Source organism: Rhodospirillales bacterium (genome assembly GCA_023898765.1).
Lineage (GTDB): Bacteria > Pseudomonadota > Alphaproteobacteria > Micavibrionales > Micavibrionaceae.
Window position 1 is genome coordinate 193,218 of the sequence record CP060238.1, and the last position, 26,025, is coordinate 219,242.

Consider the following 26,025-nt stretch of genomic DNA (forward strand, 5'->3'; position numbering starts at 1 on the left):
TCATAAAATCGGGATCCTGATCCGGAAGATGGGCGGGAATACCACTTGATAAGAGGCCCGCAGGATTTGCGGCTTACTTGTCTCTCACTTCTCTGTATCCGGCGCCGTCACGGAAAAAGTACCTTTATTCAGGACCTTACCGATTCCGTTACAGCCTGCGAAACCTTATAAAATCAACACTTTCCGTATTATATTGCAAGGCCGCAACGTGTCGCAGATGGCACCATACACACTTGCCCGCCCGGATACAACGTTAAAATTTTAACGCGTCGATCCACTGTCATACGAAGTGAAAGCTCTTTTCTTTCCTTTCGTACCCATTTTGTACCGCCGGTTTCTTTGTTTGGAGCCAATTGAACAAATTCCGTCCCACATATTCGTTCATATAACTTAGTAGGAGGTTATAAGGTCTTTCCGGAGGAAAATGGCTATCGGTTATAGAAATTGTCTCGGGATCAACAAAGACTGGGGTACCGTCAGGAAACAGCGCTATATCCCTTGGGGCTTCAATCTCGTAACCCACAGTGTGTAAGACAGCCGTCAACGAAGCCATGCAATTGTCAAAATATGGCATTGCCACTTCCTGCCGGTAGCCATCCGTGCCAACGACCACAAACTCTCCAAATCGAGCCGTACTGTGACCGGGGATGTCGTCACGCATTAAAATTCCGCGATTTGGCAAAACAGGCATGAAGGGAAGTATCTCTATATTCACCGCCGAGTCTGGAGACATTTTCAATGTATCAAGAGGCTGTACAACAATCGGCGTATCCGTACGCAGATGGCGCATTGCATCTTGTGTCTTTGGAACACGAATAACGACAGCATCATCGTCCGCTTTCCACCCAATCAAAGTTTGGGCGCTTGATCCGTGGCGGAAGACAGAAAGAGCTTTGACATCGTTTTCAGAAAGGAAAACAAAAAAACTCTCTTCTTTTTTTTGGCTCTGAAGTATTTCTCTTGCCTTCTCAGGAAAATTTTTAAGAGATGAAGAATCTGCGCAAAAACGATCTCCTTCCACTGGAAACAATATCTCTCTTGCATTCGGTTGCGACGACAGAATAACGCTTCTATCCAAACGAGGCTTTCCGTTGGTATCATAAAGCTCCACAGCAATTTGTTGAAACCCTGCTGCGAGTGATAATAAATCCCCATTAATATTTTGCGCTGAATACATGCCCTATTCTTCTCTACCCTTTGTTTTTATTTTTCAGAACTCCATAGCAGCTTTTAAGAACAATAACAATATGGCAATTACATTTCAGGGTGATTATCTTCTCTCATAGCTGGACCTTTTGGGCGCTCTGCCGTAATTTTTTATGTTCTGTATCGTTATTTGGGATTCCTGTCGCCGTGTTTCAAAAATTTCTGCTTTTATATCTCCTGTGCCTCCTGCTGGGCCTGTTTTGCGCTTGCCCCGCCAGGGCACAGGCGCTCGAGATCAACGACCTGCGCTTCGGCGCGCATCCCGACAAGACGCGGATGGTCCTGGACCTCAGCGACACAGCCGATTTCCGGGTTTTCACCCTTGCCTCCCCCTACCGCGTCGTGGTGGATTTGCCGAGTTTTTCCTGGAATGTCGGGGCCATCGAAAAACCCAAGAACAATATCGTCCGCGAAGTCCGCACCGGATTGCTGCAACCGGGCATTTCCAGACTTGTTATAGACCTGGAAAAACCCGCCGCCGTGCACAATGCGTTTCTCCTGCCCGCCTCCGGCGGAAAACCAAACCGTCTTGTGGTCGATTTTGTGCAGGTCCCGGTATCGGACTTTCAAAAACAGAAAGACAAAATTTACGGCACATTGAAAACCCCGCCCCCCGGATTTAACCTGCAAACAGCCGATCCTTCCCTGCGCACGGCAAACGCCGCGTCCGGGCAGATCATCGCCCCGGCCAGAAAGCCCGCCCCGAAAGATCAGGGGCCGAAACCCGTGATTATCATTGACGCCGGCCACGGGGGACAGGATCCCGGCGCGATCGGGCACGGAAAAATCTATGAAAAGAACGTCACGCTGGCCACCGCGAAAGAGCTCAAACAACAGCTTGAGAATACGGGGCGCTACCGCGTCCATCTTACCCGCACGACAAACACATACATCAAACTCTACAGGCGCGTCCAAATTGCCCGGGAACATAAAGGGGACCTGTTCATTTCCATTCACGCCGATTCGATCGACAACCCGAAGGTGCGCGGCGCTTCGATTTATACCCTTTCCAACACCGCATCGGACAAACAAACCGAGAAACTCGCCGCAAAAGAAAACAAGGCCGACCTGATCGGCGGCGTCGATTTGAGCCACGAAGACAAGGATGTCGCCGATATCCTGATCGACCTGACCATGCGCGACACGATGAATCAATCCAAGTTTTTTGCCAACACGCTGGTCCGGAAAATGGAGGCCCGCGGCCTGAAACTTCTCGAAAAACCGCATCGCTACGCCGGATTCGCCGTTCTGAAAGCGCCCGACATCCCTTCCGTCCTGATCGAAACTGGGTTTATGTCTAACAAAAAGGAGGCCAGAGATCTCGCCACCCCGGCTTACCGCAAGAAAGTCGCGGCAGCCCTTGTGGACGGCGTGAATGCGTATTTTGAAAAAGTGCAAAAAAACAACAGAAGTTAAGTTTTTTTACCCTTTTTTCCTGAAAGGGGGTTGAAAAACTTCAAAAAAATGTCAAAAAACAATTATCGCCTGTTTAAAGAGTGATGTATAAGAGACTCGTTTCCCAGCGATGGGAGAGAATTGAGTTTCTCGAAAGTGGTTAACCCGTACTATCAAGATAAAAGGAAAAAAAATGAAAAAACTTTTAACATCTGCACTTGTTCTGGGATCTGTTGTCGCTTTGGGCGCATGCCAAACAACACAAAGCAACATGGCAAACGAACAAGATGAAACAGAAACACTGACACAAGCTCCTTACGCTGACGACCGGACGGTTGGTCCTAACGACCCTGCACCGGTTCGCAGTGCAGAGCCTGTTTTCGAAGAAAGACAAATGAAATAGATTCGGACTCGAATTTAAAAAGAGGGCTGCCTGAAATTTTAGGTGGCCCTTTTTATTTGAAACAAAGCTTTTTATTTGAATAAAACCAAGGCAGAATAAAAAAATGAATATCCTTTTTAAAGGTTTGCTCTTCCTTCTAATTATCGGTCTTGGCGGTCTGGTCTATGCCGTAAACGTCAATATCCTTGTCATGTCGGACCTGCTCCGGACAGAAATTGTCGGTGCAGCCTTTGGCGTGGAAATGACGCGCAAAGCCGTCTTTGTCTGGATTGTCTGCACGGCGCTGGCCCTGTGGGCCTCTTTTATGCGGCGGCGCTGGCGCTACATTCTGCTGCTCAGCCCCATTTACGCCCCGTCCCTCTTTGCCCTTGTCTATGTCCTGCTGAACAAAAGCAGCATTTAATCGTTGAATGGAACGGGCGAAGCGCCGGATGACGAAGACTCCTCTTTCGTCGGCAATGTCGCTTTTTCGCGTGCCCGCGCTTTCGGTGCCTGTTCCTTTTTCTGCGGCTGTGTCCCTTTCGCCGCCTCCAGCTTGATCTCTTTTTTGCTGGTGCCGGCTTCCTCAAGCAAGACCTGAAGGTCGTCCTGCACACGCTGCCCCATCTTGCGCCGCTTATCCAGCACGGCCACCGGATAGCCGCTATGGCTGCGCACCGCCTCCCGGACGCTCTCCCAGTCAATCTGGCCAGCGTAAGAGCCCGCCTTGGCCGCAATGCGCTTCATATCCTCCTTGGTGATCTCATAAGCCTTGAGCAAACCCTCATCTTCAATTTTCAGGGATTGTTTTTGCGTCGGATGGACCTCGATATACATTTTGTCCTCGATCCAGCCGACCTTCACGGGCTGATCGACGACGCTGACTTTCGTGCCCACGGGAACCCGGGGGAAAATATCCTTGATGCCTTCGGGATACATCCGGATACAGCCGCTGCTGACACGCCGTCCAATCCCGTAAGGCTTGTTCGTACCGTGAATGGCATATTGCGGCCAGCCCAGATACATGGCATGCGTGCCCATCGGATTTTCAGGCCCTGCCGGAACCGTAGCCGGAAGGGAAGGGTCTTCCTTGCGCATGCGCGGCGTAGGACTCCAGGTCGGGCCAACTTTTTTCCAGGCTATTTTTGTGCTGCCTACAGGTGTCTTCAGTCCCTCCCGCCCGATCCCGATGGAATAGGTTTTGGGCGCCGTACCCCCTTTCGGAAAAAAATAAAGCCGCATTTCGGGAAGATTGATAACAATCCCCTCGCGCGGCGCGTCCGGCAAAAGATGCTGCTTGGGTAAAATGATTTTTGTCCCCGCGCCGGGAATCCACGGATCGACATTCGGATTGGCCGCCCGCATTTCGACAAACCCCAGATCGTTATCCCGCGCCAGATGAACGAACGTATCCTCAAACGCCGCGCGGTAAACCTTTATTTTGCCGATATAGTCCTTGTCATATGTTTTTGCCCCGGCGGAAACCGGCAACGCCAAAACAGCAAAAACAAGCGCGGGGAGTAAGAGTCTTTTCATGAAAACACCTTGTTGCCTTATCTCGAAAACGATCGTGAGATTGTCCATAAATCAAAGTTTTGTCAACTGCCGCTGACTTCGCGCACTAGGGAACCGAACGGACACTGGCGCCGGACAGGGGCTTTCCCGCGCGCAGATTTTCAATCTTTTCCTTCAGGCTGCGCACAAAAGCGCCTATTTTTTCACTGCGGGCAATTTCAACCAGCGTGCCTCCCGGTCCCGGAGACGTTGCCACAAATAACGCTTTATCCGGCCCCAAACGGCGTTTTTCGATGGTAACAAGGGGAACTTTCCCTGCCTCCTCCCGAAAAGAAATGAAATAACGCCCGTCTACTTCCGTAAAAGAAAAATCCCGAAACAGGCCCGCATAGACATTCTCGCTGTAAATTTGGAAAATAGCGCTGAATTCGCTGCGCGTATAGCCGATTTTAGAGCGTTTCACTGTCATCTTTACAGTATAGCACGCTTTTCGTATAAGGGTCCGGAACGGAAAAGGAAGATCAAGGAATGGCCGATATTTTCAACGAAGTCGACGAAGCGCTCAAACAGGAAAAAATGCAAAAATTATGGGCGGAATACGGCTCGACCGTCATTCTGGCCGCCGTTCTTCTGGTCCTGAGCACCGCCGCCGCAACAGGATATAAAAGCTGGGATGCGCGCCGCGACGGACAGGAAACGGCAAGGCTGATCGACGCGCTGGAAGGGGAAACACCCATTGCCGATCTGGAAAAAATCTCCCGCGATACAAGAAGCGGACATAAGGCGGTCGCCCTTTTAACGGCCGCAGGCCTGCATACGGAAAAAGGAGAGTTTTCGCAGGCCGCCGCACTTTACAAGCAGATTTTCGAAACGGGAAAAGGGCCGGACGACCTTCTCGATCTCTCCCGCATCCTGTATGTGCGGGCCCTGCTCTCCTCCCAGGAAAAAACGGATGCCCTCCTTCTTCTGGATACGCTCAGCCCCGTCCTGTCCGATGAAAACAGCCCGTGGGTCTGGCAGGCCCGTCTGGACGCCGCACTGATCGAAATGCATTTGCAGCAAAATGCCGCTGCCGCCCTTAAATATCTGGCGCTTTTTGAAAGGGCAAAAGACGTCCCCGCCTCCCTTGCCGAGAAGGCGCAGGCCCTGCGTCAACTTTATGAGTCCCGAAAAGAAAGGACCAAAGAATGAACAACGCCCGCATTTTGCTTCCCTTCCTTCTCCTGTTCCTGCTGCCTGCCTGTTCCACGGTGGACAAGTTAACGGGGCAGAAAAAAGAAGAAGCGCCTTTGCCCGGTGAACGGGTCTCCATTCTGGAGCTTCAAAAACAGCTTGAGCCGGATGACGACGCTTTGAAAGCGCAGGGCTTTATTTCCCCTTCCGCATGGAACAACGAGTTCTGGCCGCAAGGCGGCGGCTATCCCAACCACGCCATGCAAAACCTGGCCTTTACGGCAGACCAGCCGAATAAAATCTGGAGCGCCGATACCGGGGAAGGCAGCCGTAAATCCCTCCCGCTCACGGCCCAGCCCGTGATCGCGGACAACAAGATTTTCACGCTGGATACGGAGTCCCGCCTTTCCGCTTTCTCCATTGAAAAAGGAACCCTTCTCTGGAAAGCCAATATCCGGAAGAAGAACGAAGACGACCCGGTCATCGGCGGCGGACTTTCTTTTTCCGGCGGCGTTCTTTACGCCACATCGGGATATGGCGAGCTTCTGGCCGTCAATCCGGACAACGGCGAAATTTACTGGCGGGCCAGATTAAGCGCACCTTCCCGCGCCGCGCCCACGATCATGGACGGACGGGTTTTCGTCTCCTCCCTGAACAACAACGTCACGGCCTTTGACGCCAAGGACGGGCAGCTTATCTGGGAATATGAAGGCATCGGCGGCAATACGAGCCTGCTTGGCAGCGCCGCCTGCGCCGCCGACCGTGAAATTGCCATTGCAGGCTTTTCTTCCGGCGCCCTGCACGCCCTGCGGGTGGAAAACGGCTCGACGGCCTGGTCGGACAACCTCTCGGGCGTCTCAAGAGCCGGAGGACTTTCCTCCCTTTCCGATATTCGCGGCCTGCCTGTGATCGATAAAAACCTTGTCATTGCCATCAGTTTCGGCGGCAAAATCGTCGCCATCGACAAACGCACAGGCCAGCGGGTCTGGCAGCGCGATATCGCAGGCGCGCAAACACCGTGGCTGGCCGGCAACTACGTGTTCATTCTGACATCGGACAACGAAGTGGTCGCACTGGGCAGGGAAACGGGCGCCATCCAATGGGTATCCCGGCTGGCGCGTTACCGGAACGAGAAAGAGCGCTCCGACCCTGTTTCATGGACAGGCCCCCTTCTGGCCGGCGGACGCCTAATAGCTTTCAGCGATGACGGACGGGCTGTTGAAATCAACCCGGAGGACGGGTCCCTGCTGCGGGAGTGGCGCACCGGGCACGCCATCCGCATCGCCCCGGCCCTTGCCGGCGGGACCCTCTACCTTCTGGCCGAAGATGGGTCCTTGCTCGCGTTCCGGTAATAGCCTAAAACACATCCCATGCGTTTGACCATTGCCATTGTGGGCCGCCCGAATGTCGGGAAATCAACCCTGTTTAACCGGCTCGCCCAAAAGAAGCTGGCGATCGTCGATGACACGCCGGGCGTGACGCGCGACTGGCGGGAAGCGGAAGGGTATCTTCTGGATCAGCCCGTTCTCGTCATGGACACAGCCGGACTGGAAGAGGCTTTCGACCAGAGCATCGAAGGGCGCATGCGCCGCCAGACCGACGAAGCCCTGCGCCGCGCGGACGCCATTTTATTCCTGATCGACGGCCGCGAAGGGCTCACCCCCATGGACGAACATTTCGCCAATTATTTAAGGAAACAAAAAAAACCGGTCATCCTGGCCGTCAATAAATGCGAGAACGACAAGGCCACCATCGCGGCCATCGCCGAAGCGCATGCGCTCGGCTTTGGCGACCCTATTCCGCTCTCGGCCGCGCACGGCCACGGAATAGAAGATATCTATCAGGCCTTCGAACCCTATTTTCCAGGCACCGAAGAAGAAGAAGGGGAAGAAGAAGATTCTTTTTTTCCCGGCCTTGAAAACCTGGACGATCTGGAAGGAAACGAAGCGTTCGATTTTGCCGCGCTGGCGATGGAAGAGGAAACCGACAAACCGATCAAGATCGCCATCGTGGGCCGCCCGAATGTCGGCAAATCCACCCTGCTCAACGCGCTTTTAAAAGACAACCGCGTCATGACAGGGCCGGAAGCCGGAATAACCCGCGACGCCATCGCCGTGGACTGGACATTCGAAGACCGGAAAATCAAACTGGTGGACACGGCAGGCTTGCGCCGGAAATCCAAAGTCGATCACAATATCGAAAAAATGGCGGTGGAGGACACCCTTCGGGCCATTCGTCTGGCGCAGGTGGTCATTCTGGTCATCGACACGCCCGCCTTGTTCGAAAAACAGGACCTCCAGATTGCCGAACATATTTTAAACGAAGGGCGTGCCATGATCGTCGCGCTGAACAAATGGGATCTCATCGAAAACAAAGAAGAGACGCTCGCGGAAATCAAATACCAGATGGAGCAGTCTCTCGCACAGGTGAAAGATATCCCCTCCGTCAGCATCTCCGCCCTGAACGGAAAAAACCTGCATATCCTGATGCGTGAAATCCTGAAGACCTACACGCTCTGGAACAAACGCGTGCCCACAGGAAAATTAAACCGCTGGCTCGCCGCCAAGGAAAGCCAGCTCCCCGCCCCGCTGGTGCAGGGAAAACAAAACCGCCTGAAATATATAACCCAGATCAATATCCGCCCGCCGACTTTCGCCCTGTGGGTTTCGCGGCCCCAAAAGCTGCCCGATGCGTATAAACGCTATATCCTCAATTCGCTGCGCGAGGATTTTGACATCCCCGGAATCGCGGTCCGCCTGCTTGTCAGGGCCAGTAAAAATCCATATAAATAACGGCAAATTTTTGAAACGGAGAAGATCATGGAAGACAGCATAAACATTTTTATTGACTGGGGCGTACGGATTATAAGCGCCCTTCTCATTCTGGCGGCCGGTTGGATGATCGGAAACTGGATCAGCAAGCGTATTCAGGGCATTAAAAAACTCGACGATATGCTGGGCGGATTTTTAGGCGGCCTGGCCAAATATGCCATCCTGTCCGTTTCCCTGATTACGGTTCTGGCGCAGTTTGGCGTACAAACGACCAGCCTGATCGCCGTTTTAGGCACCGCCGGTCTGGCCATTGGACTGGCGCTGCAGGGAACTTTGAGCAACGTGGCCTCCGGCGTCATGCTGCTTATCCTGCGTCCTTTCAAGGTCGGCGACTATATCCAGTTCGGCGCGGACGGCGGCACGGTCAAGGAACTGGGCCTGTTTACGACGGAGCTTTCCACGCCGGATAACGTCGCCATCTTCGCGCCCAACAGCGCGATTTTCAACGCGCAAATTTACAATTATTCCCGCCACGGGCAGCGCCGTCAGGACATTGTCGCCGGCATTAGTTACGACGACGATATCGGCAAAGCGATCAAACTCATCCAAAAGGTTTTAGACTCCGAAGACAGGGTCCTGACCACAAAAGGCAAAGAACCTATGGTGATGACATCCGGCATGGGGGACTCTTCGGTCGATCTGACGCTCCGCTTCTGGTGCAAGTCCGACGATTACTGGACACTGAAATGGGATTTGACCAAAGCCGTCAAGGAAGCGCTGGTTAAAGGCGGAATCACCATTCCGTTCCCCACGCGCACATTGCAAATCACCCGCGAGGGAGAGACAGTCAAAAAAGCGGCTGCTTAGGGAGAAAGAGGAAGGGACATGTCCGCAGCAGGACGCTCGGCCTGAATACCTGTATAGGAAACTGTTTTTCCTGTAAATGCTTCCATAATCTCTATAAACGGGTGTTTTCCAGGAACTGACGTAATCGACAGCCCCTCTTCAGCTGCAAATCTACGAAAACGGTCTGTGAGCGTATCGCATTGCTGCTCGACTTCGCGCATAATGTTTTTTGGCGCGATATCATCCGAAGGAGCATCTTTTTCAAAAAGGGATGGCGTATCGGAAGGGCTGAAAGCGCGCTTCGCAAATTCTACGGCCAGACAAGCCTGATTCAATGTTTCCGGATAGATACTTTCAATCTCGCCCGACGGAAACGCTCTTTTTATTTCCACCATTCCCATCTGCGAATGTTCCACCCATTTCGCAGTCAAAAGATTTTCCGATTGTCGTCTGCCTTCCCATTTCATACCCATATTGTATATTATGTTCAAATAATTATGCAAATTATCCGCGAAGAGGGAGAAACCGCGAAAAAAGCGGCTTAATAAGCGCTGGCAGACTCTCCGTGCCGTGTGCAATCCGGCGCGGCCAATTCCAGAAAAACATCCGTCACCTCTTCCGGCGCCGGCAGGGAAAGCGGGTCCTCCCCGGGATAGGCTGACGCGCGCATGGCTGTGCGCACCGCGCCCGGATCGACAAAATTAACCCGTATCTTCGTTTTCACCGTTTCCGCCGCATATGTTTTTGCCAGCATTTCAAGCGCCGCTTTGCTGATGCCATACGCCCCCCAATAAGCGCGCATGCCATGCGCCGCGCCGGAAGATACAAAAATGGCGCGGCCGGCTTCCGACGCGCGCAAAAGCGGATCGAGCGTGCGGATCAGCCGAAAATTCGCCGTTACATTCGTATCCATGACCTTTTGAAATTCTTTGGGGTCGGCATCGGCAAGCGGACCCAATGTCCCGAGCATGCCGGCATTTCCGACAAAAATATCCAGCCCGCCGAAACGCTCCAGCAACGCCGGACCCAGCCGCTCCAGCGCCGCCATATCCAGAAGGTCCTGCGGCATCAATGTCGCCTTGCCGCCCGACGCGCGAATATCGTCATCCACCTCTTCCAGCCCGCCGACGCTGCGCGCGAGCAAAACCACATGCGCGCCGGCCCCGGCGTAAGCCCGCGCCACCGCCGCGCCAATCCCGCGCGACGCCCCTGTTACAAGAGCAATCTTTCCTGACAAGTCAACGGATCCCGGCATTTTTACGCCTGACGCTCCCGCAAAACGGAAACCTTGCGGCAGCACCCGCCGTTTGAATTTTTATCCGTCAGTTCAACCGGATACTCGCCCGTAAAACAGGCGTCGCAATATTGAGGACATTTCCGATCGCGTCCCTTTTCTCCCGCAGCGCGATAAAGCCCGTCCACGGAAACATAAGCAAGCGAATCCACCCCGATATGTTTTCCAATTTCCTCGACGCTGTATTTATGCGCCATAAGCTCTTCCTGCGAGGGCGTATCAATTCCGTAGAAGCAGCTATGGCTGGTCGGCGGAGAAGATATGCGCATATGAACTTCCCGCGCCCCGGCCGCGCGGATCATCTCGACAATCTTGCGCGATGTCGTTCCGCGCACAATGGAATCATCCACCAAAACAACGACCTTGTCCTTCAGATACGCTTCATTGGCGCTGTGTTTGAGCTTGACGCCCAGATGCCGGATCTGGTCCGTGGGCTCGATAAACGTCCGCCCGATATAATGATTTCGGATAATGCCAAGCTCAAACGGCACGCCGCTCGCCTGCGCATAGCCGATAGCAGCCGGAACGCCGCTGTCGGGAACAGGGACAATGACGTCCGCTTTTTCACAGGGCGCTTCTTTCGCCAGCTCCGCGCCAATATTCTTGCGGATTTCATAAACGGATTTTTGATCCATTTTGGAATCGGGCCGGGCAAAATAAATATATTCGAAAATACAAAAACGGTTTCCGGTTTCCTGAAAAGGACGAAGGCTGCGCAAACCGTCTTTATCAATGACGACCATTTCGCCCGGCTCTATATCCCGCACATATTCCGCCCCGATAATATCCAGCGCGCATGTTTCAGACGTCAGGATATATCCCCGGCCAAGCCGACCCAGAACCAGGGGCCGTATCCCGTAAGGGTCCCGGACGCCGACCAGCATCTCCTTGGCGCAGGCGACAAGCGCGTAGCCTCCCTTGATCCGGTTTACCGCATCGCTTAAACGCTCAACCACACTCATTTTATGTTCCGAAACCGCCATAAGGTGAATAATCACTTCGGTATCCGTCGTGGAGTGAAACAAGGCTCCCTTTTGCACAAGCTCCTCACGGATGCTGTCCGCATTGGTCAAATTCCCGTTATGCGCAATCGCAAAACCGCCAAAAGCCAGATCCGCAAAGAGAGGCTGGATATTCCGCACCAGCGTCTCACCCGTTGTGGAATAACGGTTATGCCCGATGGAAAGATATCCCTTGAGCCGTGCAATGGTTTCTTTTTTACCGAAGGTCTTCCCCACCAGCCCCAGCGCCCGGTGGGCGTAGAAATTTTCCCCGTCAAAAGAAACAATGCCGGAGGCTTCCTGCCCGCGATGCTGGAGCGCATGCAGGCCAAGGGCCGTCAGCGCCGAAGCCTCCTCATGTCCGTAAATTCCGAAAACGCCGCATTCTTCATTTAGTTTGTCGTCATCGCACGTCATTAAGGACTCTCTTCTATTCATTGTGAAGCAGGCTCTTTAAACAGCTCATCCATTTTGCTGCGCTGGCCTTCCTGATAACCCGTTTCTTTTTTCTGCTCGCCCGCCGGCTTTTTATCTTCCGTTTCTTTCTTATCTTCTGCCGTCTGCAGAAGATCCTGCTCCAGCAGTTTCTTTTTAATTTTATCCTGCGCGTTGACCTCAAGCCCTCCGGACTGCGGCAGAAAACCAGCCATAAAATCCGCCGTTTTTTCAATGAAGAAATGCGTTTTGCTGCCCGCAAAAATTTCGGTCTTTGTCCCTTCGTCCATCAAAAGGTGAAACGGCAAATACAAAAGCCCGAGCAAAACCACCGCCCGGGCAATCCCAAACACAATACCCAGCGTCCGGTCGATCGGGCCAAGCCCCATCGCCTTGACCGCTCCGGCGGTAAAATGGCTGATAACCGACAAAATAATGACAACAATAACAAAGATAGTGCCATAAGCCGAAACGTCCGCGGCAATCTCCATCGGCACGATATCGAACAGCTTCTCCTGCGACTGGCTGTCAGGAGACGTCAGCCATTCCCGAAAAAGGGGCGCAAGAAGCGGCCCGGCGAAATAAGCGCCAACCAGACCTCCAACGACGCCGGCAACCGTCAAAACCTCACGGATAAACCCGCGCAGGAAGGAAATCAGCGCAGATAATATGGCAACAGCCGCAACGGCGATATCAACAATCATGTGTGAGTGATAAGGAAAAGCCCCTGAAATTGCAAGAAACAATGATGATAGAAACCACAGATATGTCTCAAAAGCGGGAAGATTTCGCAAAGACCACCGGGCAGCCCCTGAAACGGCTTAAAAGGGGTCCTCCTTCATTTTCACCCTTGCGTTTTACAGGCGAGTTATATAGTTTTCCGCTCTAATTGGTTCATTCATTGGGGTGTGGCCAAGCGGTAAGGCACCGGTTTTTGGTATCGGCATTCGCAGGTTCGAATCCTGCCACCCCAGCCATTCATGACAATTCGTTAAATTCAGCATGCGATCGAACGGTTTTTTCAAGGAAAACCGCAGATTTTCGCCGTCCATTTGCAGGTTCGCAAATACGAAATTGATGAGCTGGCGTTTTTGGGCCACGGTCGAACCTGCGAAAAGATCATGGGATTCCGCGGCCAGGTTAAGCATGGAAAGGAAAGCGTCCTTAAAGGCGTCATCGGCGGCGCGCGCGCCTTTCATATTGGTTTCAAGGCTGATCTGCTGTTCGCGTATCTGGGCTTTCTTGGCTTCAAAAGCCTTGCGCTCCAGCCCACCATCCAAAAGCAAATCCATAAGCTTGTAGAGGCGCGTTTGGCACAGATTATATTCCTTCTGCCATTCGGCCAGCTGGCGTTTGATGAAAGCGCGCTCGGATTGTTCCGTGCCCTGCAAATGGGCGCGCAGACTTTCCATGGCCTCGCGCGGCACAGCAAGCTGGCGAAACACGTCTTCGACCTGTTCCAGCATTTTTTCCTCGCGCACCCACATGATTTTCTGCGGGTTATCAGGTTTCCAGCAGCGAAGGTATGTCCACTCCGCCGTCTTTCCGCTTTTGTAAACGCGCTTTTTGGTATCGGCCGTCACAACCCGGCCCGTTGCCGCGCAGGTCAAAAGCCCGCGGAAAATAAATTCCTTACCGCCATATTTGAACTGCTTTTTATGCCAGCCTGGCGGCAAGCCGTGCCGCCCAAACCCGTATCCGCTTGAACGCCAGAAAGAACCTAGATTTTTTGACGCGGGCTTAAAAATCTTCATTTCAGCGAAAAGAAAGGCTTGATTTTTATGGCTTTTCTCCATTATAAAGCACCCAGTCTATTCAGATTTTCTAGTGCGTCCCGTTCGTCTAGAGGCCTAGGACACCGCCCTTTCACGGCGGCAACACGGGTTCGAATCCCGTACGGGACGCCAGTTTTCCTTCCGATAAAATCTTATAACTTCCAAAAACTCTAGAAATAGCAAGGGTTTTAGGCTATGTTTAGTCTATTGCCTTCCTATGTTGCCCTATAATTTCTATCGAATTTGGGGGTATAGGAAGGGGTATAAATGCTAGAGGAAAAACTTAGTCCTTCCTGCCGCTTTTTCTTGATAATGGCGTGTAATTGTTCCTGATATTCTGAAACAGGGACAATGCAAAGTTTTTGCGTTTGTACGAACGCACTGAATTTAACGCATAAAATGAGATTTTCAGGGTATAAGCCAATACCCCCGTAACAGGCTATTCCACCGTGACGGATTTGGCGAGGTTTCTGGGCTGGTCGACATCCGTGCCTTTGATATAGGCCACATGATAGGCCAGAAGCTGCACGGGAATGGCATAAAGAATCGGCGCGACAAAGGGATGCACCTCGCCAAGCGTCACGCTCCACTTGACCTGGCCATCCATTCTCCGGCAGCCCTTTTCATCCGAAAACAGCAAAACCTGCCCGCCGCGCGCGACCGTTTCCTGAATATTCGAGGCCGTTTTTTCAAAAAGAACATCCCTGCCCGGCGCAACCGCCACAATCGGCACATTCGTATCAATCAGCGCGATCGGGCCGTGCTTCATCTCCCCGGCCGCATAGCCTTCGGCGTGAATATAGGAAATCTCCTTAAGCTTCAACGCCCCTTCCAGCGCGATCGGAAAAAGATTTCCGCGGCCCAGATATAAAACATCGCGCACCTTGAAAATCTCTCTGGCGATTTTTTCAATTTCCCCGTCATGGCACAAAACATCGGCCACCAGCTTCGGCAAATGACGCAGCGCCTGCGCATAGCCCCCGCGCTCTTCCTCCGGAACAGTCTCCCGCCGGAAAGAAAGGGCCAGCGCCAGACAGGCCAGCGTCGTCAGCTGCGTGGTAAAAGCCTTGGTCGAAGCCACGCCGATTTCCGGCCCCGCCAGCGTGTGCAACACAAAGTCCGATTCACGCTCGATCGTACTTTCGATCGTGTTCACAATCGAGAGGATTTTTTGCCCCTCCCGTTTGCAATATCGAAGCGCCTCCAGCGTATCCAGCGTTTCGCCGGACTGGGAAACAAAAAGGCAAACGCCCTCGCGCGGCAGCGGCGCTTCGCGGTAACGAAACTCCGAAGCCACATCAATCTCGCAGGGAATGCGCGCCACCTGTTCGAACCAGTATTTGGCAACCATGCAGGCGTAAAACGCGGTCCCGCAGGCGATCAATGTCAGGCGCGGCGCCCGGTCCAGCGCGGCCAAAAGGTCGGCAGGCAGGGAAATCTCCCCTGTCGCCGGATTAATGAAAGAGTTCAGCGTATCCCCGATCACGCTGGGCTGCTCGTAGATTTCCTTGAGCATGAAATGGGCGTATTCCCCCTTGCCCGTGGTTGCGCCGGATTGCGCCGTGGTGCGAACGGGCCGCTCGACATTGTCATTTTCAGCCGTATAAATCCGCACGCCCTCGCGGGTCACGCGGACACGGTCCCCGTCTTCCAGAAAGGTAATATTCTTGGTCATGGGCGCCAGGGCGTATGAATCGGACGCCAGAAACATCTCCCCGTTTCCATACCCGATCGCCAGCGGCGTGCCCTGCCGCGCGCCGACCATCAAATTTTCCTCCCCGGCAAAAATAAGTGCCAGGGCGTACGCGCCCTCCAGCCGGTCCAGCGCCGCATTCGCGGCCTCTTGCGGAGCCATGCCCTGTTTCAGGTAGTGCGTGACCAGATGCGCAATCACTTCCGTATCCGTATCGGTTTCAAAGCGGCATTGAAGGGATTTCAGTTCTTCCTTCAACTCCGCGTAATTCTCGATAATGCCGTTATGCACGACAGCCACTTTATCCGTGGCGTGCGGATGCGCATTATTTTCCGTCGGCCCGCCATGCGTGGCCCATCTGGTGTGGCCGATGCCGATACGTCCGGCCAGCGGCTCTTCCTTCAACCGCTTTTCAAGATGGACCAGTTTCCCTTCGGCGCGGCGGCGTGTGATTTTCCCGTCCTTCAGCGTGGCAATCCCGGCGCTGTCATAGCCGCGATATTCCAGCCGCTTGAGCCCTTCCAGGATTTGAGGCGCCGCCTCTTCTTTTCCCAAAACGCCGATAATCCCGCACATTATTTTTTCGCCTTCCTGTTTCGATACGCACTCGCCCAGCCGTCACGCACGATTGCCCGGCTGCGTGCCAGAGACAGGGCATTGGCCGGAACGTCTTCCGTGATGGCCGACCCGGCGGCGATATAAGCCCCGTCCTCAATCGACAGCGGCGCGACCAGAGTCGCATTAGACCCGACAAAGACGCCTTCCCCGATTTTTGTCTTGTGTTTATCGAACCCGTCATAATTGCAGGTAATGGTGCCCGCCCCGATATTGGACCCCGCCCCCACCGATGCGTCCCCGATATAAGACAGATGATTGGCCTTGGCGCCTTTTCCCAAAGAGGTGTTCTTCACTTCGACAAAATTTCCTATTTTTGAATCTTCCCCCAGAACCGTGCCGGGACGAAGGCGGGCAAACGGCCCGATCTGCGCATTTTTTCCGACTTTCACCCCTTCCAGATGGCAAAAAGGATGAATAACAGCCCCGTCGCCAACGTCAACGCCCGCGCCAAAAACAACGTTCTGGCCGATCGTCACGTCCTTGCCGAGCTTCGTATCCCAGTTAAAGTAAACCGTATGCGGATCCTTCAGCGCGGCCCCTTCCTCCATCGCTTTTTCCCGCAGCATATTCTGTAGCTGATGTTCGTGCGCGGCCAGCTCGGAGCGCGTATTCACCCCCCAGCCCACCACGAATCCGGCATTGACGACACGGGTTTTGACGCCCTCGCGCGCGGCCACCTTCGGCAAGTCGGTGAGGTAATATTCTTTTTGCGCATTATCGTTGCCGATCCGGTCTATCCAGCCGGCCAGACGGTCCGCAGGCACGCAATAATTTCCCGCATTACAAAGGGAAATTTCCTTTTCCGCAGGCCCGGCGTCTTTGTCCTCGATAATGCTTTCCAGCATGCCGTCCCTGTCCACGACCATCCGGCCCAGCCCCTTGGAAACAAAAGGCTCCACTGCCATCACGGACACGCCTTCTTCCGCAAGCATGGCCCGCAGCGCGTCCGTTTTTACAAAAGGCTCGTCCCCCATCAGGATCAAGACCTTCCCGTCAAACCCTTCCAGCAACGGCAGGGCCGGTTTGACCGCATCCCCCGTGCCGTTTTGCGTATCCTGAATAACGACCGGATACGGTTTGACCGCCTGCGCCAGAGACTCCATGTCCGGCCCCGCCACAATAATGATTTTTTGGGGCGCCAGTTCTTCCACCGTTTCAAGAAGCCACGAAATCATGGGCCGGCCGGCCAGTTCGTGCATGACCTTTGGCAAAGAAGACTTCATCCGCGTGCCTTTGCCCGCAGCGAGAATGACAACGGCAAGTTTTTGAGCCATATCCTGTTTCGAGTCCATCCCTATACTTCTAAAGGAATGGCTAAAATGCACAAGTCACAGAGTTTTACGCGGTGTTACAATATCTTAACGCTCCAGCTTCAGGCTTTTGTTCCCGTTTTGATAGGCCGTCATATGCATGAAAAGGGTGCCGTATTCCGTTTTTACCCGCACCTTCACAGGAACGGCAGGGCCCTTTTCCTCCATATTCGCGATCCAGACCGTCGGCATCGTGCCTTTTTTACGGCCCTGTTCCTGAATGGAAAGCCAGCCACGGGGCTTTTTATGCCACGCTCCGCCCATCGGCTCGATTTCCGCCGTACATTCGACCGCAGGCCCGGCATAGACATTGTAGCGCGTCGCCTCCAGCGTCACGCGCCGGATTTCTTTAAACATCAGGCGGTAGCGCCGCTTTCCGTCAAAAATTTCATCCGCCCCCTCGCATTTCCCGCCTTTCGGCAACCGGTCCAGAACTGTCAGTGTCGCCGCGAGGACATCCGTCGTATTTTTTGTCAACACCGGATCGACCTCCTTGGGCGAGCCGTCATTCTGGGCGTCGTCATCCTCCAGCCTGTATTCCTGAAAAGATCCGTCCTTCCCGTATTTATACTCCTTGATGTCTTTTTCCCCCCGGAAGACGGCAACGGATTTATGACGCTGCGGACGAATTTTTTCCGGATTGGAAAACCGCCAGCCCTCACTTTCGAAAGACCCTTTCCACGGGACGAGTTTGTCTAAAAGGCCGCGTGTGCGTGCGCCAAACACCATCCGGTAGCGCCCTTCCCGGGTATAATCAATCTCCAGACCGGCCTCCACCACATGAAAGCCGCCGCTATACACATCATATTCCATATGCTGAAAATTTTTATATAAAGGTGCGCCGGAGGTAACGGGAGAAAAGAGCAGAAAACTCCCGCTAAAAATAATGCCCCACAAGACAAATGCCCTGCCCGCCCAGACCTTCCTTGAAGGTTTTAACGCCTGCGGCACTTTCATCATTCACGCCTCCGAGATCCACTTCACAAATGCCCTTTTCCCTGAGCCTGGCAGTGCCATCCCAAAGAAGCAGATGGTGCGCGGCCTTCCGGCGCCCTTCTTCACTGGACCAGCCGACCTGATATGTCGCGCTGCGCCCGTGGGAAATAAACAAAACGCACGCAACAGGCCGCCCGTCCAGAAGGGCCCTTCCAATCAACATATTGCCCTTTGATGACAAAAATTTGGCAAGATAATCCAGAAATTGGGGCGAAGGCCCGTCATAGCCGCGTATCTTTTTATCCAGCGCGTAGGTTTTTAACAGCCATGGAAAAAACATCCCGCGTTCATCCCACTCAATCTCAAGGCCGCTTCGCTCCGATTTGTTCAGCTTGTTTCGCCAGTTGCTTTTCAGCGCAGCCCGGCGCGCCTCTTCCTCCGGCCCCAGATCCATCCAGATGGTCTGATAGCCTTCGCGTCCCTCCATCCGGCGAAGGCCCGTGCTTTCAAGCATTTTCCGGGCGGTCATGCCGTCTTCAATTTCCGGCAATACCCGGCGTTTCCGGCCAAAACGGGGCGGAAACCGGCGATTAAATTCATCAAAAAACATCCTGATATGCGCTGCGCCGCCAAAGCCTTCAAACCACAAAGGCCCCCGGTCCAAAATCACGGTATGAAGAGCATCCCACAAGATTCCGGTCTCCAAAATCTGGACAAGCCCCGCCTCTTTCCCGTTTATCTGAATCAGGCCGAAACGGGCTTTTTGCTTCTGAAGCGCACAAACGGCGCGCGCATAATCGTAACTTTGCAAAAAAGTCGAGCGGGGCAAAACAGCAAAGCGCCGGTCCCATTCCTCAGGCGACAAACCGTTCCAGACAATCGTGCAGCTCATGCTTTTTTTCCAGCCTGCCCGTCTTCTTCCTGTTCCTGCCTGATTTCGGGAACCCTCCGGACTTCCCGCCCTCCGCCCTGAACGGAAGAAATAGCATAGGCCATGCTATCCACGACCCTCGAACGAGCCACATGAAGAGCCTTGATAAACCGGTAAGGTTTACGGATAGCCGGTAAGCTGACATCGCCGATAAACCGGCAATCGAAATCAATCGCGCCGTATTTCAGAAAACGGCCCAACAGACCATGATGAATATGTTCTCCCTTGATCTCTTCCAGTTCGATTTCTTCAACTTCAACAAAAATCAAACCGGTCTTGTATATAACCCGCCGGGAGGTCAGCGCGACTTCCGTCGCCAATGTCTTAATGAAATATACCAGGAAAATATAAAGACCGGCGCCCGCAAACAGCCATTTGATCCCCGTATGCTGCGCATCAAACCCGAAACCGTCCAGCGCCCAACGATAAAATGGAACCCTGTTTCCAAAATAAGCCCAGAGATATTGATCTATAAGCACCCCGACGACAGCCAGTCCTGTAAACCAAAGCAATCCCTGAAGCGTATAAATCCAGTGAAGGCGCGAGACACCGATCAACCGTTCATCCAGACCGATAATTTTATGAACGTAAGACATAGACGCAATTTACACTTTATTTATGTGTAAATCCATCGGCAACTCGCGCATAATGTGCCTGTGAAACAAATAAAGCGCCTTTGCAATATTTTTATGCAAGCCTTCAAACGCATGCTGGAGGAAGACGGTCTTATGGCCGCAGGACATATTGCCTTCACAGCCTTTTTATCCCTGTTTCCTTTTTTGATTTTTCTGGCGGCGCTGGCGGGGTTTCTGAGCGCGCCCGAAGACGGGCCGAAAATAATCGCGCTCATGTTCGAATTCATGCCGCAGGAAGTGGCCGCAGCGCTGGCCCCCGCCGTCAGCGAAGTCATCAGCGTCCGGCCCGGCAGTCTTTTAACATTCGGATTCGTCGGCACGCTCTGGGCCGCTTCCAGCGGCGTCGAGGCCCTGCGCATTGCGTTAAACCGCGCTTACCGCGTTCAAAAAAAGCGGCCCCTCTGGAGACGGCGCCTTCAAAGCCTCCTCTTTGTGGCATTGGCCGCCTTTCTGATTTTCTTTATGTCGCTGATGGTTTTGTTCGGCCCCGCAATCTGGAATTTTGCCGCGCCGATTTTGCATTTCAGCCTTGTGCAGGAAATCGTTTTCAACCTGACGCGCTATGGCGCAGCCCTTCTGGTCCTGGTCGGCGCCCTGTTAATCCTCCACCGCTTTTTGCCCCATATACGCCAAAAAACGCTTTTACTTTTGCCCGGCGTGATATTTACGGCGCTGATGTTCCTGCTGGGCGGCACCGCCTTTTCCGCCTATATCGCCAATTTCGGGAATTACAATGTCACTTACGGCTCTCTGGGCAGCATTGTCATCGCGCTTATCTTCTTTTATCTCACGGCCATTTTGTTTATCTTTGGAGCCTATCTGAATGCAGCGCTTGGAAAGTAAAACAGAAAAAACATGATGCTTACCCATTTTATAGTCGGCACGTTCCTCATTGCCCTGACGGTTGTTATCCATGCCATCGCGCTGGATTACCTGATGCGTTTTCTTGAAAAAGCGGGTCCGAGTGTGTTCCAGCGATTCCGCCGCACATGGAAAATTCCCATGCTCATTATTGCCGTCCTTGGAAATTTTCTCGCCATCATATTCGAAATCTGGATATGGACCCTTTTCTATCTGGGCATGCATATTCTTCCCGACCTGGAAACGGCCTTGTATTTCTCAACACAGACCTTTACGACAGTCGGATATGGAGATATCCATCTCACAACGGACTGGCGGCTGCTAAGCGCATTTCAGTCCGCCAACGGCTTTATTTTATTCGGATGGTCAACCGCTTTTATTTTTGAAATCATGTCCAAGCTTTATGAGCATGAAAAAATAAGCAAAACAGAAGATTAAAAACACAAACAACAAACAAATTAAAAAAGACAGGAACAAAAAACATGCCGCAGCCGATTGCCAATCTTGGAAAGCTCCCCCCCTACCTGTTCGCCGAGCTGGACCGTAAAATCGCGCAGGCCAAGGCCAAGGGCGTGGACGTCATCTCTTTGGGAGTCGGCGACCCGGACCTGCCAACGCCCGCGCCGATTGTCAAAGCCCTGCAAGAGGCTGTCGCAGACCCTTCCACACACAACTATTCTTCCTATACGGGAACGGACGAATTCCGCCGCGCCGCGGCAGACTGGATGCGGGAGCGCTTCGGCGTGGAGATTGATCCGTCTGACGAGGTTATCGCCCTGATCGGCTCCAAGGAAGGACTGGCCCATTTAATCCTGACCTATATCGCAGAAGGGGATGTCACGCTGTACCCATCCCCCGCTTATCCCGTATACCGCAACTTCACGCTTTTATGCGGCGGCGAACCGGTCGCGGTGCCCCTGTTGCCGGAAAATGAATTCCTGCCGGATCTGGACGCCATCTCACCGGACGCAGCCAAACGGGCCAAGTTGCTGTTTTTGAACTACCCCAACAATCCGACAGGAGCCATCGCGCCGGAAAGCTTCATAAAAAAGGCCATCGAATTTTGCACCAGACACGACATTCTGCTCTGCCATGACAACGCCTATTCGGAAATGACATTTGACGGCTACAAGGCCCCCAGCTTTTTGAGCGTACCGGGCGCGAAAGACGTATGTATCGAGATGTTTTCAACCAGTAAGATGTACAATATGACCGGCTGGCGGATCGGTTTTGCCGCCGGAAACAAGGCCGCGTTAAAAGCGCTCGGCACCGTCAAGGACAATACGGACAGCAGCGCCTTCAAAGCCATCCAGCGCGCCGCAGCGGAAGGCTTCAAACATTCCGACGAACTCACGAAAGATTTGAACGATATTTACGGCCGCCGCCGGAAAATTTTTATCGAGGGGCTGAACAGGCTGGGCTGGGATTTTCATCCGCCGGCCGCCACTTTTTACCTGTGGATTCCGGTCCCGGCCTCCTTCACCAGCGAAGAGTTTGCCGCGCTTCTACTCGAAAAATGCGGTATCGTGGTCCCGCCCGGCAGCGCCTACGGCCCGGAAGGAGAAGGCTTTTTCCGCGTGGCCCTCACCGCGCCGGAAGAACGCCTGAAAGAAGCGCTGGCGCGTATGGAAAAGGCCGGAATCCGGTTTGACGACTCAGGAAACCTCGCAAAGACGGCGTAAAAAATAATTTTTCATATTCTTGAAATTTGATGCGTTTCCTGCTATAACGCCTGAAATTTTATAATCGCAGGCTTTATTTATGGATGTCAGAACAGATTACGGCGCCGCGAGCGCACCGCTTGACTATACAAAGCTCTCCAGAAGTTCCATTCTAAAAGCATGGAACGAAGAACGACAGCTCCGTAATTTTTACAAGGACCCTTACGGAGACGGATCGGAACGCTGGTTCCTGCCGGAATTTGCGCTGGATTGCCTGCGGCTCTTTAAACCTGAAACAGGGAAAAATGTCCCCAAAGAGTGGTCGAAAAGAAAAGACGGCATCACGGAAAATATCCTGCACGAACTGGACCCCCTGCTCATGATGAAGGGCCTGTTTCAGGCCGGCTATCTTCCCCCGAAAGTAACCCGCCAGATACAAATAGCAGACGGAAGACGGTCCGGCGTAGACGAGGCCATGCAGTCCATAGAGCTTCTGTTTGCCGAAGAAACCATTCACGACCTGGATGAAGATTTTCCCCACGCCTCGAAAGAATCGATTTTAAACTATCTTCGCGAATGCATTTCCACGTGCGCAAAGATCAAAGACGCCGACAAAAAACGCTATTACGCCATGCTGGAGCCTCTGGGGCGGGGGCTGGACGCCATCACGCTTGGCAGGAAGATTTTTGCACCGGACGGGCGCACCGTCATAACCGAAAAGACGCATCAGGAAGATCCCCATTTATGTTTTAACGCCCTGGAAGAACTGTGGTTTGGCGTGGGCGCAAAGGGGCTGGATAAGCTCGGCGGAACGATCACCAGATTTTCCCTCGCGCCGACAAAATTCACCATCGAGGGGCACATCAATTATTGCAATGACATCCGCCGCCTTTTCATGAGCCGGCAGACACTGGAGCTTTCCGCAAAACAGTTTCCGCAAATGGCGGAGTTTTTTGAAATCGTGAATGCAAACTTGAAAGTCGCTTATATGTGCATGGACGCCATTGTTCAAAATCACCCGGACAATCCAAGAAAACCAAAACAGGAATTTTTCAGGCCCGAAACGGCGCGCATAGATTTGTGCCTTTTGCTTCCCACGGTCTTTAAAGGCGCGGAATTTTATAAAGATGTGCTGCCGCTGAGGGAAATGCTCGTCCGGCTGGATTCGGAAAGAAGCAGGCACCCTTCCCTGAACAATCTTGTCGAACAAATGCACTATCAAATCGGCCCCTATCTGGAACGCCTTGGCCGGCCCATCCGGCGCTCTTCCCGGCCCGTTATCGAACGGCTGCCACGCTAGAGCATTCTGCGTTCAGGTCGAGTCACGACCCGTTTTGTCATCCTGAGCCGAAGGCGAAGGATCCCAAACTTTTCCGGAGATTCTTCGCTGCGCTCGGAAATGACAGGATGGAACCAACCTAAACGATGAACGCGCTAAAACATTTCAGGCAAAAAACAGGGTTACGAAAACTCTGCCGCATTCTCACCATAACATATCTTGAAAAAATCATGTTTTTTTCAAACTCCTGTAACAATTCATCCGTATCTTTCGAATGTGGAACGAAGGATATCGAGATGAAAAGCGCAGACAACAGTTTTGATAAATACATTCCCGATCTTCAGCGCACAGGCGCGAAGCTCTGCGGGTCCGGCATCTGCGCACAACGTCTCGTGTCCAGCACACTGGATATCGCACAAAAGAAGCGCTGGAAAAAAAGCAAGGACCTGCCGACAGATGCGTGGCTCACCATGCTCATGATGCAGCAGTATTTTTCCCGTGCGGAAGAAAGCAAGAACAGACTCCTGCACTAGGTTACCCTCCCAAGACCCCGACTATCCCTGTATGGACCCCAAATCCATACAGGGATTTTTTTTCAGGAAGACCCGTAGTCAATTCTCATAAGGTAAAGCCCCTCTGCGGGCGCCGTCGGGCCGCCCTTGGTCCGGTCGCACGCATCCAGAGCCGCTTTGACATCCTCTTTTGTCCATTTCCCCTCGCCCACCAAAGACAGGGTGCCCGCCATATTGCGCACCTGATGATGCAGGAAAGACCGCCCCTGCGCATGAATGAGAATTTCCTCGCCATTGGCTTCAACCTCCAGCGCATCGAGCGTCCTTATCGGAGATTTCGCCTGGCAATTTGAATCCCGGAAACTGGTGAAATCATGCTCCCCGACCAGAACCTGCGCGGCCGCCTGCATCGCCGCCACGTCCAGCTCCGTTTTCACATGCCAGGCCCGGCCCTGATCCAGCGCGATCGGCATGCGGCGGTTTATGATCCGGTAGGTATAGAATTTGCGCACGGCATGAAAACGCGCGTGAAATTCGCTATCTACCTCTTCGGCCTTTAAAATCGAAATCGGGACGGGAATCAGGTGGGCGTTTATCGCCTTGGCCAGCCGGAACCCGTCCATCGGCCTGTCCCCGTAGTCCAGATCGAAATGAGCCACCTGCCCGCGCGCATGGACGCCCGCATCCGTGCGGCCCGCGCCGTAAATCTGAATATCCTGCTGACAGAACTTACAGATGGCGTCCTCGATACTTCCCTGTATCGTGCGCATATTTTCCTGTACCTGCCACCCGCAATAATCCCGCCCGTCATACTCAATCGTCATTTTCCAGCGGGTCATTGAAGCCGGTCCCCAACCTTTAAATACCCGCCATTCAGCGCAGAGACGGCGTCCATCGCTTTTTTGTTTTCCGGCTGCACGGTTGACAATCGGAGCGTCGTTTTCTCGCCGCAAGCAATCAATCCGCCGTCCAAAATCGTGCCGGGCTTTTTGTCCGTTTTTTCGTCCGTCAAGCCCGCTTCCAGAATTTTTAAACGCGCCCCGCCCGCCGCCAGACACCACGTTCCCGGCCAGGGATTGAGCGCACGGATCCGGCAGTCAATTTCTTCCGCCGGACATGTCCAGTCAACCCGTCCTTCTTCCTTTTCGAGCCTGTGAGCGTAGGTCACGCCTTCATTCGGCTGCACGGTCAGATCCACCCCCTTTTTATCTGCCAGATCGTCCAGCACATCCTCAATCATCGCCGAGCCGATCGCCGAAAGCTCGTCATGCAGACTTGCCGCGGTCGTTTGCGCCCGGATGGGAACCCTGCGAACGCGGATCATCGGGCCGGTATCCAGCCCCTGATCCATCTGCATGATCGTCACGCCGGTCTGCGTGTCTCCCGCCAGAATGGCCCGCTGGATAGGGGCCGCGCCCCGCCAGCGCGGCAGGATGGAGGCGTGGATATTCAAACATCCGTATCTGGGAGCCTCCAGAATATCTTTCGGCAGAATAAGGCCGTAAGCCGCGACAATGGCGACATCCAGATTAAGCGCTTTAAAGGCCTGAATATCCGTTTGATGTTTAAAGTTCCGGGGCGTAAGGACCCTGATGCCATGCTCCTGCGCGCATTCATGGACAGGCGAAAGCTGCACCTGCTGCCCGCGGCCTTTGGGACGGGGCGGCTGCGTGTAAACGCACACCACGTCATAGCGCGGATTATCAATCAGGTTTTGCAGGGCCGGCACGGCAAAATCCGGCGTGCCCATAAAAGCGATGCGTAAGGATCTGGAATCTCTGTTCATGCCGCCCTGT

At 53.4% G+C, this 26,025-nt stretch carries 27 protein-coding genes and 2 tRNA genes; 15 read left to right on the forward strand and 14 right to left on the reverse strand.

Going from position 1 to position 26,025, the window contains the following annotated elements:
• Positions 1–280 precede the first annotated feature (280 nt).
• Positions 281–1,177 carry a hypothetical protein gene (locus tag H6853_00940; protein USO03880.1) on the reverse strand — a complete coding sequence of 299 codons (897 nt, stop codon included), beginning with the start codon at positions 1,175–1,177 and terminating at the stop codon, positions 281–283.
• A 176-nt stretch (positions 1,178–1,353) separates the two neighbouring features.
• Between H6853_00940 and H6853_00945 the strand changes: the two genes are divergently transcribed.
• From H6853_00945 to H6853_00955, 3 genes are all read left to right on the forward strand, one after another.
• Positions 1,354–2,622, forward strand: a complete 1,269-nt coding sequence (locus tag H6853_00945; GenBank protein USO03881.1) for an N-acetylmuramoyl-L-alanine amidase — start codon at positions 1,354–1,356, stop codon at positions 2,620–2,622.
• Between the two features lie 172 nt (positions 2,623–2,794).
• A complete protein-coding gene (locus H6853_00950; protein USO03882.1) occupies positions 2,795–3,004 on the forward strand; it encodes a hypothetical protein in 210 nt (69 codons plus the stop codon).
• Between the two features lie 103 nt (positions 3,005–3,107).
• Positions 3,108–3,407, forward strand: a complete 300-nt coding sequence (locus H6853_00955; GenBank protein ID USO03883.1) for a hypothetical protein — start codon at positions 3,108–3,110, stop codon at positions 3,405–3,407.
• On the opposite strand, the gene H6853_00960 is transcribed toward H6853_00955, so the two are convergent.
• Positions 3,404–4,519: a L,D-transpeptidase family protein gene (locus H6853_00960; protein ID USO03884.1), complete on the reverse strand. Its 1,116-nt coding sequence runs from the start codon at positions 4,517–4,519 to the stop codon at positions 3,404–3,406. The two genes, H6853_00955 and H6853_00960, sit on opposite strands and share 4 nt — an antisense overlap.
• An 85-nt stretch (positions 4,520–4,604) precedes the next feature.
• A complete protein-coding gene (locus H6853_00965) occupies positions 4,605–4,961 on the reverse strand; it encodes a DUF2794 domain-containing protein (GenBank protein USO03885.1) in 357 nt (118 codons plus the stop codon).
• Between the two features lie 65 nt (positions 4,962–5,026).
• On the opposite strand from H6853_00965, the gene H6853_00970 reads away from it, so the two are divergent.
• Genes H6853_00970 through H6853_00985 form a run of 4 tightly spaced genes read left to right on the forward strand, consistent with a single transcriptional unit; the run spans position 5,027 to position 9,309 of the window.
• Positions 5,027–5,689, forward strand: a complete 663-nt coding sequence (locus H6853_00970) for a hypothetical protein (GenBank protein USO03886.1) — start codon at positions 5,027–5,029, stop codon at positions 5,687–5,689.
• Positions 5,686–7,023, forward strand: a complete 1,338-nt coding sequence (locus H6853_00975; protein ID USO03887.1) for a PQQ-binding-like beta-propeller repeat protein — start codon at positions 5,686–5,688, stop codon at positions 7,021–7,023. The genes H6853_00970 and H6853_00975 overlap by 4 nt, the downstream gene beginning before the upstream one ends.
• A gap of 18 nt (positions 7,024–7,041) precedes the next feature.
• On the forward strand, positions 7,042–8,463 hold the full coding sequence (gene der / locus H6853_00980; GenBank protein ID USO03888.1) for a ribosome biogenesis GTPase Der: 1,422 nt from the start codon (positions 7,042–7,044) through the stop codon (positions 8,461–8,463).
• 27 nt (positions 8,464–8,490) lie between these two features.
• A complete protein-coding gene (locus H6853_00985; protein ID USO03889.1) occupies positions 8,491–9,309 on the forward strand; it encodes a mechanosensitive ion channel in 819 nt (272 codons plus the stop codon).
• Here the strand turns inward: H6853_00985 and H6853_00990 are convergent.
• The 4 genes from H6853_00990 to H6853_01005 all read right to left on the reverse strand — a co-directional run bounded on the left by H6853_00990 (position 9,306) and on the right by H6853_01005 (position 12,722).
• Positions 9,306–9,719, reverse strand: coding sequence for a hypothetical protein (locus H6853_00990; GenBank protein USO03890.1), 414 nt, complete (start codon positions 9,717–9,719; stop codon positions 9,306–9,308). The two genes, H6853_00985 and H6853_00990, sit on opposite strands and share 4 nt — an antisense overlap.
• A 110-nt stretch (positions 9,720–9,829) precedes the next feature.
• Positions 9,830–10,543, reverse strand: coding sequence for an SDR family NAD(P)-dependent oxidoreductase (locus tag H6853_00995; protein ID USO03891.1), 714 nt, complete (start codon positions 10,541–10,543; stop codon positions 9,830–9,832).
• Between the two features lie 2 nt (positions 10,544–10,545).
• A complete protein-coding gene (locus H6853_01000) occupies positions 10,546–12,021 on the reverse strand; it encodes an amidophosphoribosyltransferase (GenBank protein USO03892.1) in 1,476 nt (491 codons plus the stop codon).
• The gene (locus tag H6853_01005) at positions 12,018–12,722 is read right to left on the reverse strand and encodes a CvpA family protein (protein ID USO03893.1); all 705 of its coding nucleotides are present in this window, start codon (positions 12,720–12,722) and stop codon (positions 12,018–12,020) included. The genes H6853_01000 and H6853_01005 overlap by 4 nt, the downstream gene beginning before the upstream one ends.
• 198 nt (positions 12,723–12,920) lie before the next feature.
• Here H6853_01005 and H6853_01010 point away from each other — a divergent pair.
• The 3 genes from H6853_01010 to H6853_01020 all read left to right on the forward strand — a co-directional run bounded on the left by H6853_01010 (position 12,921) and on the right by H6853_01020 (position 13,925).
• A tRNA-Gln gene (locus tag H6853_01010) sits at positions 12,921–12,995 on the forward strand.
• Between the two features lie 75 nt (positions 12,996–13,070).
• Entirely contained in the window at positions 13,071–13,724 is a 654-nt protein-coding gene (locus tag H6853_01015; protein ID USO03894.1) for a hypothetical protein, read from the forward strand.
• Between the two features lie 125 nt (positions 13,725–13,849).
• Positions 13,850–13,925: transfer RNA gene (locus H6853_01020), tRNA-Glu, on the forward strand.
• Positions 13,926–14,232: 307 nt separating this feature from the next.
• On the opposite strand, the gene glmS is transcribed toward H6853_01020, so the two are convergent.
• The 5 genes from glmS to H6853_01045 form a co-directional block, all read right to left on the reverse strand.
• Positions 14,233–16,062, reverse strand: coding sequence for a glutamine--fructose-6-phosphate transaminase (isomerizing) (glmS, locus tag H6853_01025; protein USO03895.1), 1,830 nt, complete (start codon positions 16,060–16,062; stop codon positions 14,233–14,235).
• Complete coding sequence (gene glmU / locus H6853_01030) at positions 16,062–17,378, reverse strand: bifunctional UDP-N-acetylglucosamine diphosphorylase/glucosamine-1-phosphate N-acetyltransferase GlmU (protein USO03896.1); 1,317 nt, start codon at positions 17,376–17,378, stop codon at positions 16,062–16,064. Before glmU ends, glmS begins: the two co-directional genes overlap by 1 nt.
• 84 nt (positions 17,379–17,462) lie before the next feature.
• Positions 17,463–18,227 carry a DUF3108 domain-containing protein gene (locus H6853_01035; protein USO03897.1) on the reverse strand — a complete coding sequence of 255 codons (765 nt, stop codon included), beginning with the start codon at positions 18,225–18,227 and terminating at the stop codon, positions 17,463–17,465.
• A 64-nt stretch (positions 18,228–18,291) separates the two neighbouring features.
• A complete protein-coding gene (locus H6853_01040; GenBank protein USO03898.1) occupies positions 18,292–19,242 on the reverse strand; it encodes a GNAT family N-acetyltransferase in 951 nt (316 codons plus the stop codon).
• The gene (locus H6853_01045) at positions 19,239–19,877 is read right to left on the reverse strand and encodes a PH domain-containing protein (protein USO03899.1); all 639 of its coding nucleotides are present in this window, start codon (positions 19,875–19,877) and stop codon (positions 19,239–19,241) included. Before H6853_01045 ends, H6853_01040 begins: the two co-directional genes overlap by 4 nt.
• Positions 19,878–19,970: 93 nt before the next feature.
• On the opposite strand from H6853_01045, the gene H6853_01050 reads away from it, so the two are divergent.
• The 5 genes from H6853_01050 to H6853_01070 all read left to right on the forward strand — a co-directional run bounded on the left by H6853_01050 (position 19,971) and on the right by H6853_01070 (position 24,250).
• Positions 19,971–20,759, forward strand: a complete 789-nt coding sequence (locus tag H6853_01050) for a YihY/virulence factor BrkB family protein (protein USO03900.1) — start codon at positions 19,971–19,973, stop codon at positions 20,757–20,759.
• A 12-nt stretch (positions 20,760–20,771) separates the two neighbouring features.
• Positions 20,772–21,215, forward strand: coding sequence for a two pore domain potassium channel family protein (locus H6853_01055; GenBank protein ID USO03901.1), 444 nt, complete (start codon positions 20,772–20,774; stop codon positions 21,213–21,215).
• Positions 21,216–21,259: 44 nt separating this feature from the next.
• The gene (locus H6853_01060; protein USO03902.1) at positions 21,260–22,459 is read left to right on the forward strand and encodes an LL-diaminopimelate aminotransferase; all 1,200 of its coding nucleotides are present in this window, start codon (positions 21,260–21,262) and stop codon (positions 22,457–22,459) included.
• Positions 22,460–22,538: 79 nt separating this feature from the next.
• Positions 22,539–23,738 carry a hypothetical protein gene (locus tag H6853_01065; protein ID USO03903.1) on the forward strand — a complete coding sequence of 400 codons (1,200 nt, stop codon included), beginning with the start codon at positions 22,539–22,541 and terminating at the stop codon, positions 23,736–23,738.
• 275 nt (positions 23,739–24,013) lie between these two features.
• Entirely contained in the window at positions 24,014–24,250 is a 237-nt protein-coding gene (locus H6853_01070) for a hypothetical protein (protein ID USO03904.1), read from the forward strand.
• Between the two features lie 62 nt (positions 24,251–24,312).
• Here H6853_01070 and truA read toward each other — a convergent pair whose 3' ends face one another.
• The gene (truA, locus tag H6853_01075) at positions 24,313–25,068 is read right to left on the reverse strand and encodes a tRNA pseudouridine(38-40) synthase TruA (protein ID USO03905.1); all 756 of its coding nucleotides are present in this window, start codon (positions 25,066–25,068) and stop codon (positions 24,313–24,315) included.
• Positions 25,065–26,015, reverse strand: coding sequence for a methionyl-tRNA formyltransferase (locus H6853_01080; GenBank protein USO03906.1), 951 nt, complete (start codon positions 26,013–26,015; stop codon positions 25,065–25,067). Before H6853_01080 ends, truA begins: the two co-directional genes overlap by 4 nt.
• Positions 26,016–26,025: the final 10 nt, after the last annotated feature.

Coding starts and splice junctions, on each gene's coding strand:
- H6853_01050 (USO03900.1), top strand. CDS start 19,971: ATGCAAGCCTTCAAACGCATGCTGGAGGAAGACGGTCTTATGGCCGCA.
- H6853_01065 (USO03903.1), top strand. CDS start 22,539: ATGGATGTCAGAACAGATTACGGCGCCGCGAGCGCACCGCTTGACTAT.
- glmS (USO03895.1), bottom strand. CDS start 16,062: ATGTGCGGGATTATCGGCGTTTTGGGAAAAGAAGAGGCGGCGCCTCAA.
- truA (USO03905.1), bottom strand. CDS start 25,068: ATGACCCGCTGGAAAATGACGATTGAGTATGACGGGCGGGATTATTGC.
- H6853_00970 (USO03886.1), top strand. CDS start 5,027: ATGGCCGATATTTTCAACGAAGTCGACGAAGCGCTCAAACAGGAAAAA.
- H6853_01055 (USO03901.1), top strand. CDS start 20,772: ATGATGCTTACCCATTTTATAGTCGGCACGTTCCTCATTGCCCTGACG.
- H6853_01045 (USO03899.1), bottom strand. CDS start 19,877: ATGTCTTACGTTCATAAAATTATCGGTCTGGATGAACGGTTGATCGGT.
- H6853_01035 (USO03897.1), bottom strand. CDS start 18,227: ATGGAATATGATGTGTATAGCGGCGGCTTTCATGTGGTGGAGGCCGGT.
- H6853_00985 (USO03889.1), top strand. CDS start 8,491: ATGGAAGACAGCATAAACATTTTTATTGACTGGGGCGTACGGATTATA.
- der (USO03888.1), top strand. CDS start 7,042: ATGCGTTTGACCATTGCCATTGTGGGCCGCCCGAATGTCGGGAAATCA.
- H6853_01060 (USO03902.1), top strand. CDS start 21,260: ATGCCGCAGCCGATTGCCAATCTTGGAAAGCTCCCCCCCTACCTGTTC.
- H6853_00940 (USO03880.1), bottom strand. CDS start 1,177: ATGTATTCAGCGCAAAATATTAATGGGGATTTATTATCACTCGCAGCA.
- H6853_01070 (USO03904.1), top strand. CDS start 24,014: ATGAAAAGCGCAGACAACAGTTTTGATAAATACATTCCCGATCTTCAG.
- H6853_01040 (USO03898.1), bottom strand. CDS start 19,242: ATGAGCTGCACGATTGTCTGGAACGGTTTGTCGCCTGAGGAATGGGAC.
- H6853_01000 (USO03892.1), bottom strand. CDS start 12,021: ATGAATAGAAGAGAGTCCTTAATGACGTGCGATGACGACAAACTAAAT.
- H6853_01005 (USO03893.1), bottom strand. CDS start 12,722: ATGATTGTTGATATCGCCGTTGCGGCTGTTGCCATATTATCTGCGCTG.
- H6853_00950 (USO03882.1), top strand. CDS start 2,795: ATGAAAAAACTTTTAACATCTGCACTTGTTCTGGGATCTGTTGTCGCT.
- H6853_01080 (USO03906.1), bottom strand. CDS start 26,015: ATGAACAGAGATTCCAGATCCTTACGCATCGCTTTTATGGGCACGCCG.
- H6853_00995 (USO03891.1), bottom strand. CDS start 10,543: ATGCCGGGATCCGTTGACTTGTCAGGAAAGATTGCTCTTGTAACAGGG.
- H6853_00975 (USO03887.1), top strand. CDS start 5,686: ATGAACAACGCCCGCATTTTGCTTCCCTTCCTTCTCCTGTTCCTGCTG.
- H6853_00955 (USO03883.1), top strand. CDS start 3,108: ATGAATATCCTTTTTAAAGGTTTGCTCTTCCTTCTAATTATCGGTCTT.
- H6853_00960 (USO03884.1), bottom strand. CDS start 4,519: ATGAAAAGACTCTTACTCCCCGCGCTTGTTTTTGCTGTTTTGGCGTTG.
- glmU (USO03896.1), bottom strand. CDS start 17,378: ATGGCTCAAAAACTTGCCGTTGTCATTCTCGCTGCGGGCAAAGGCACG.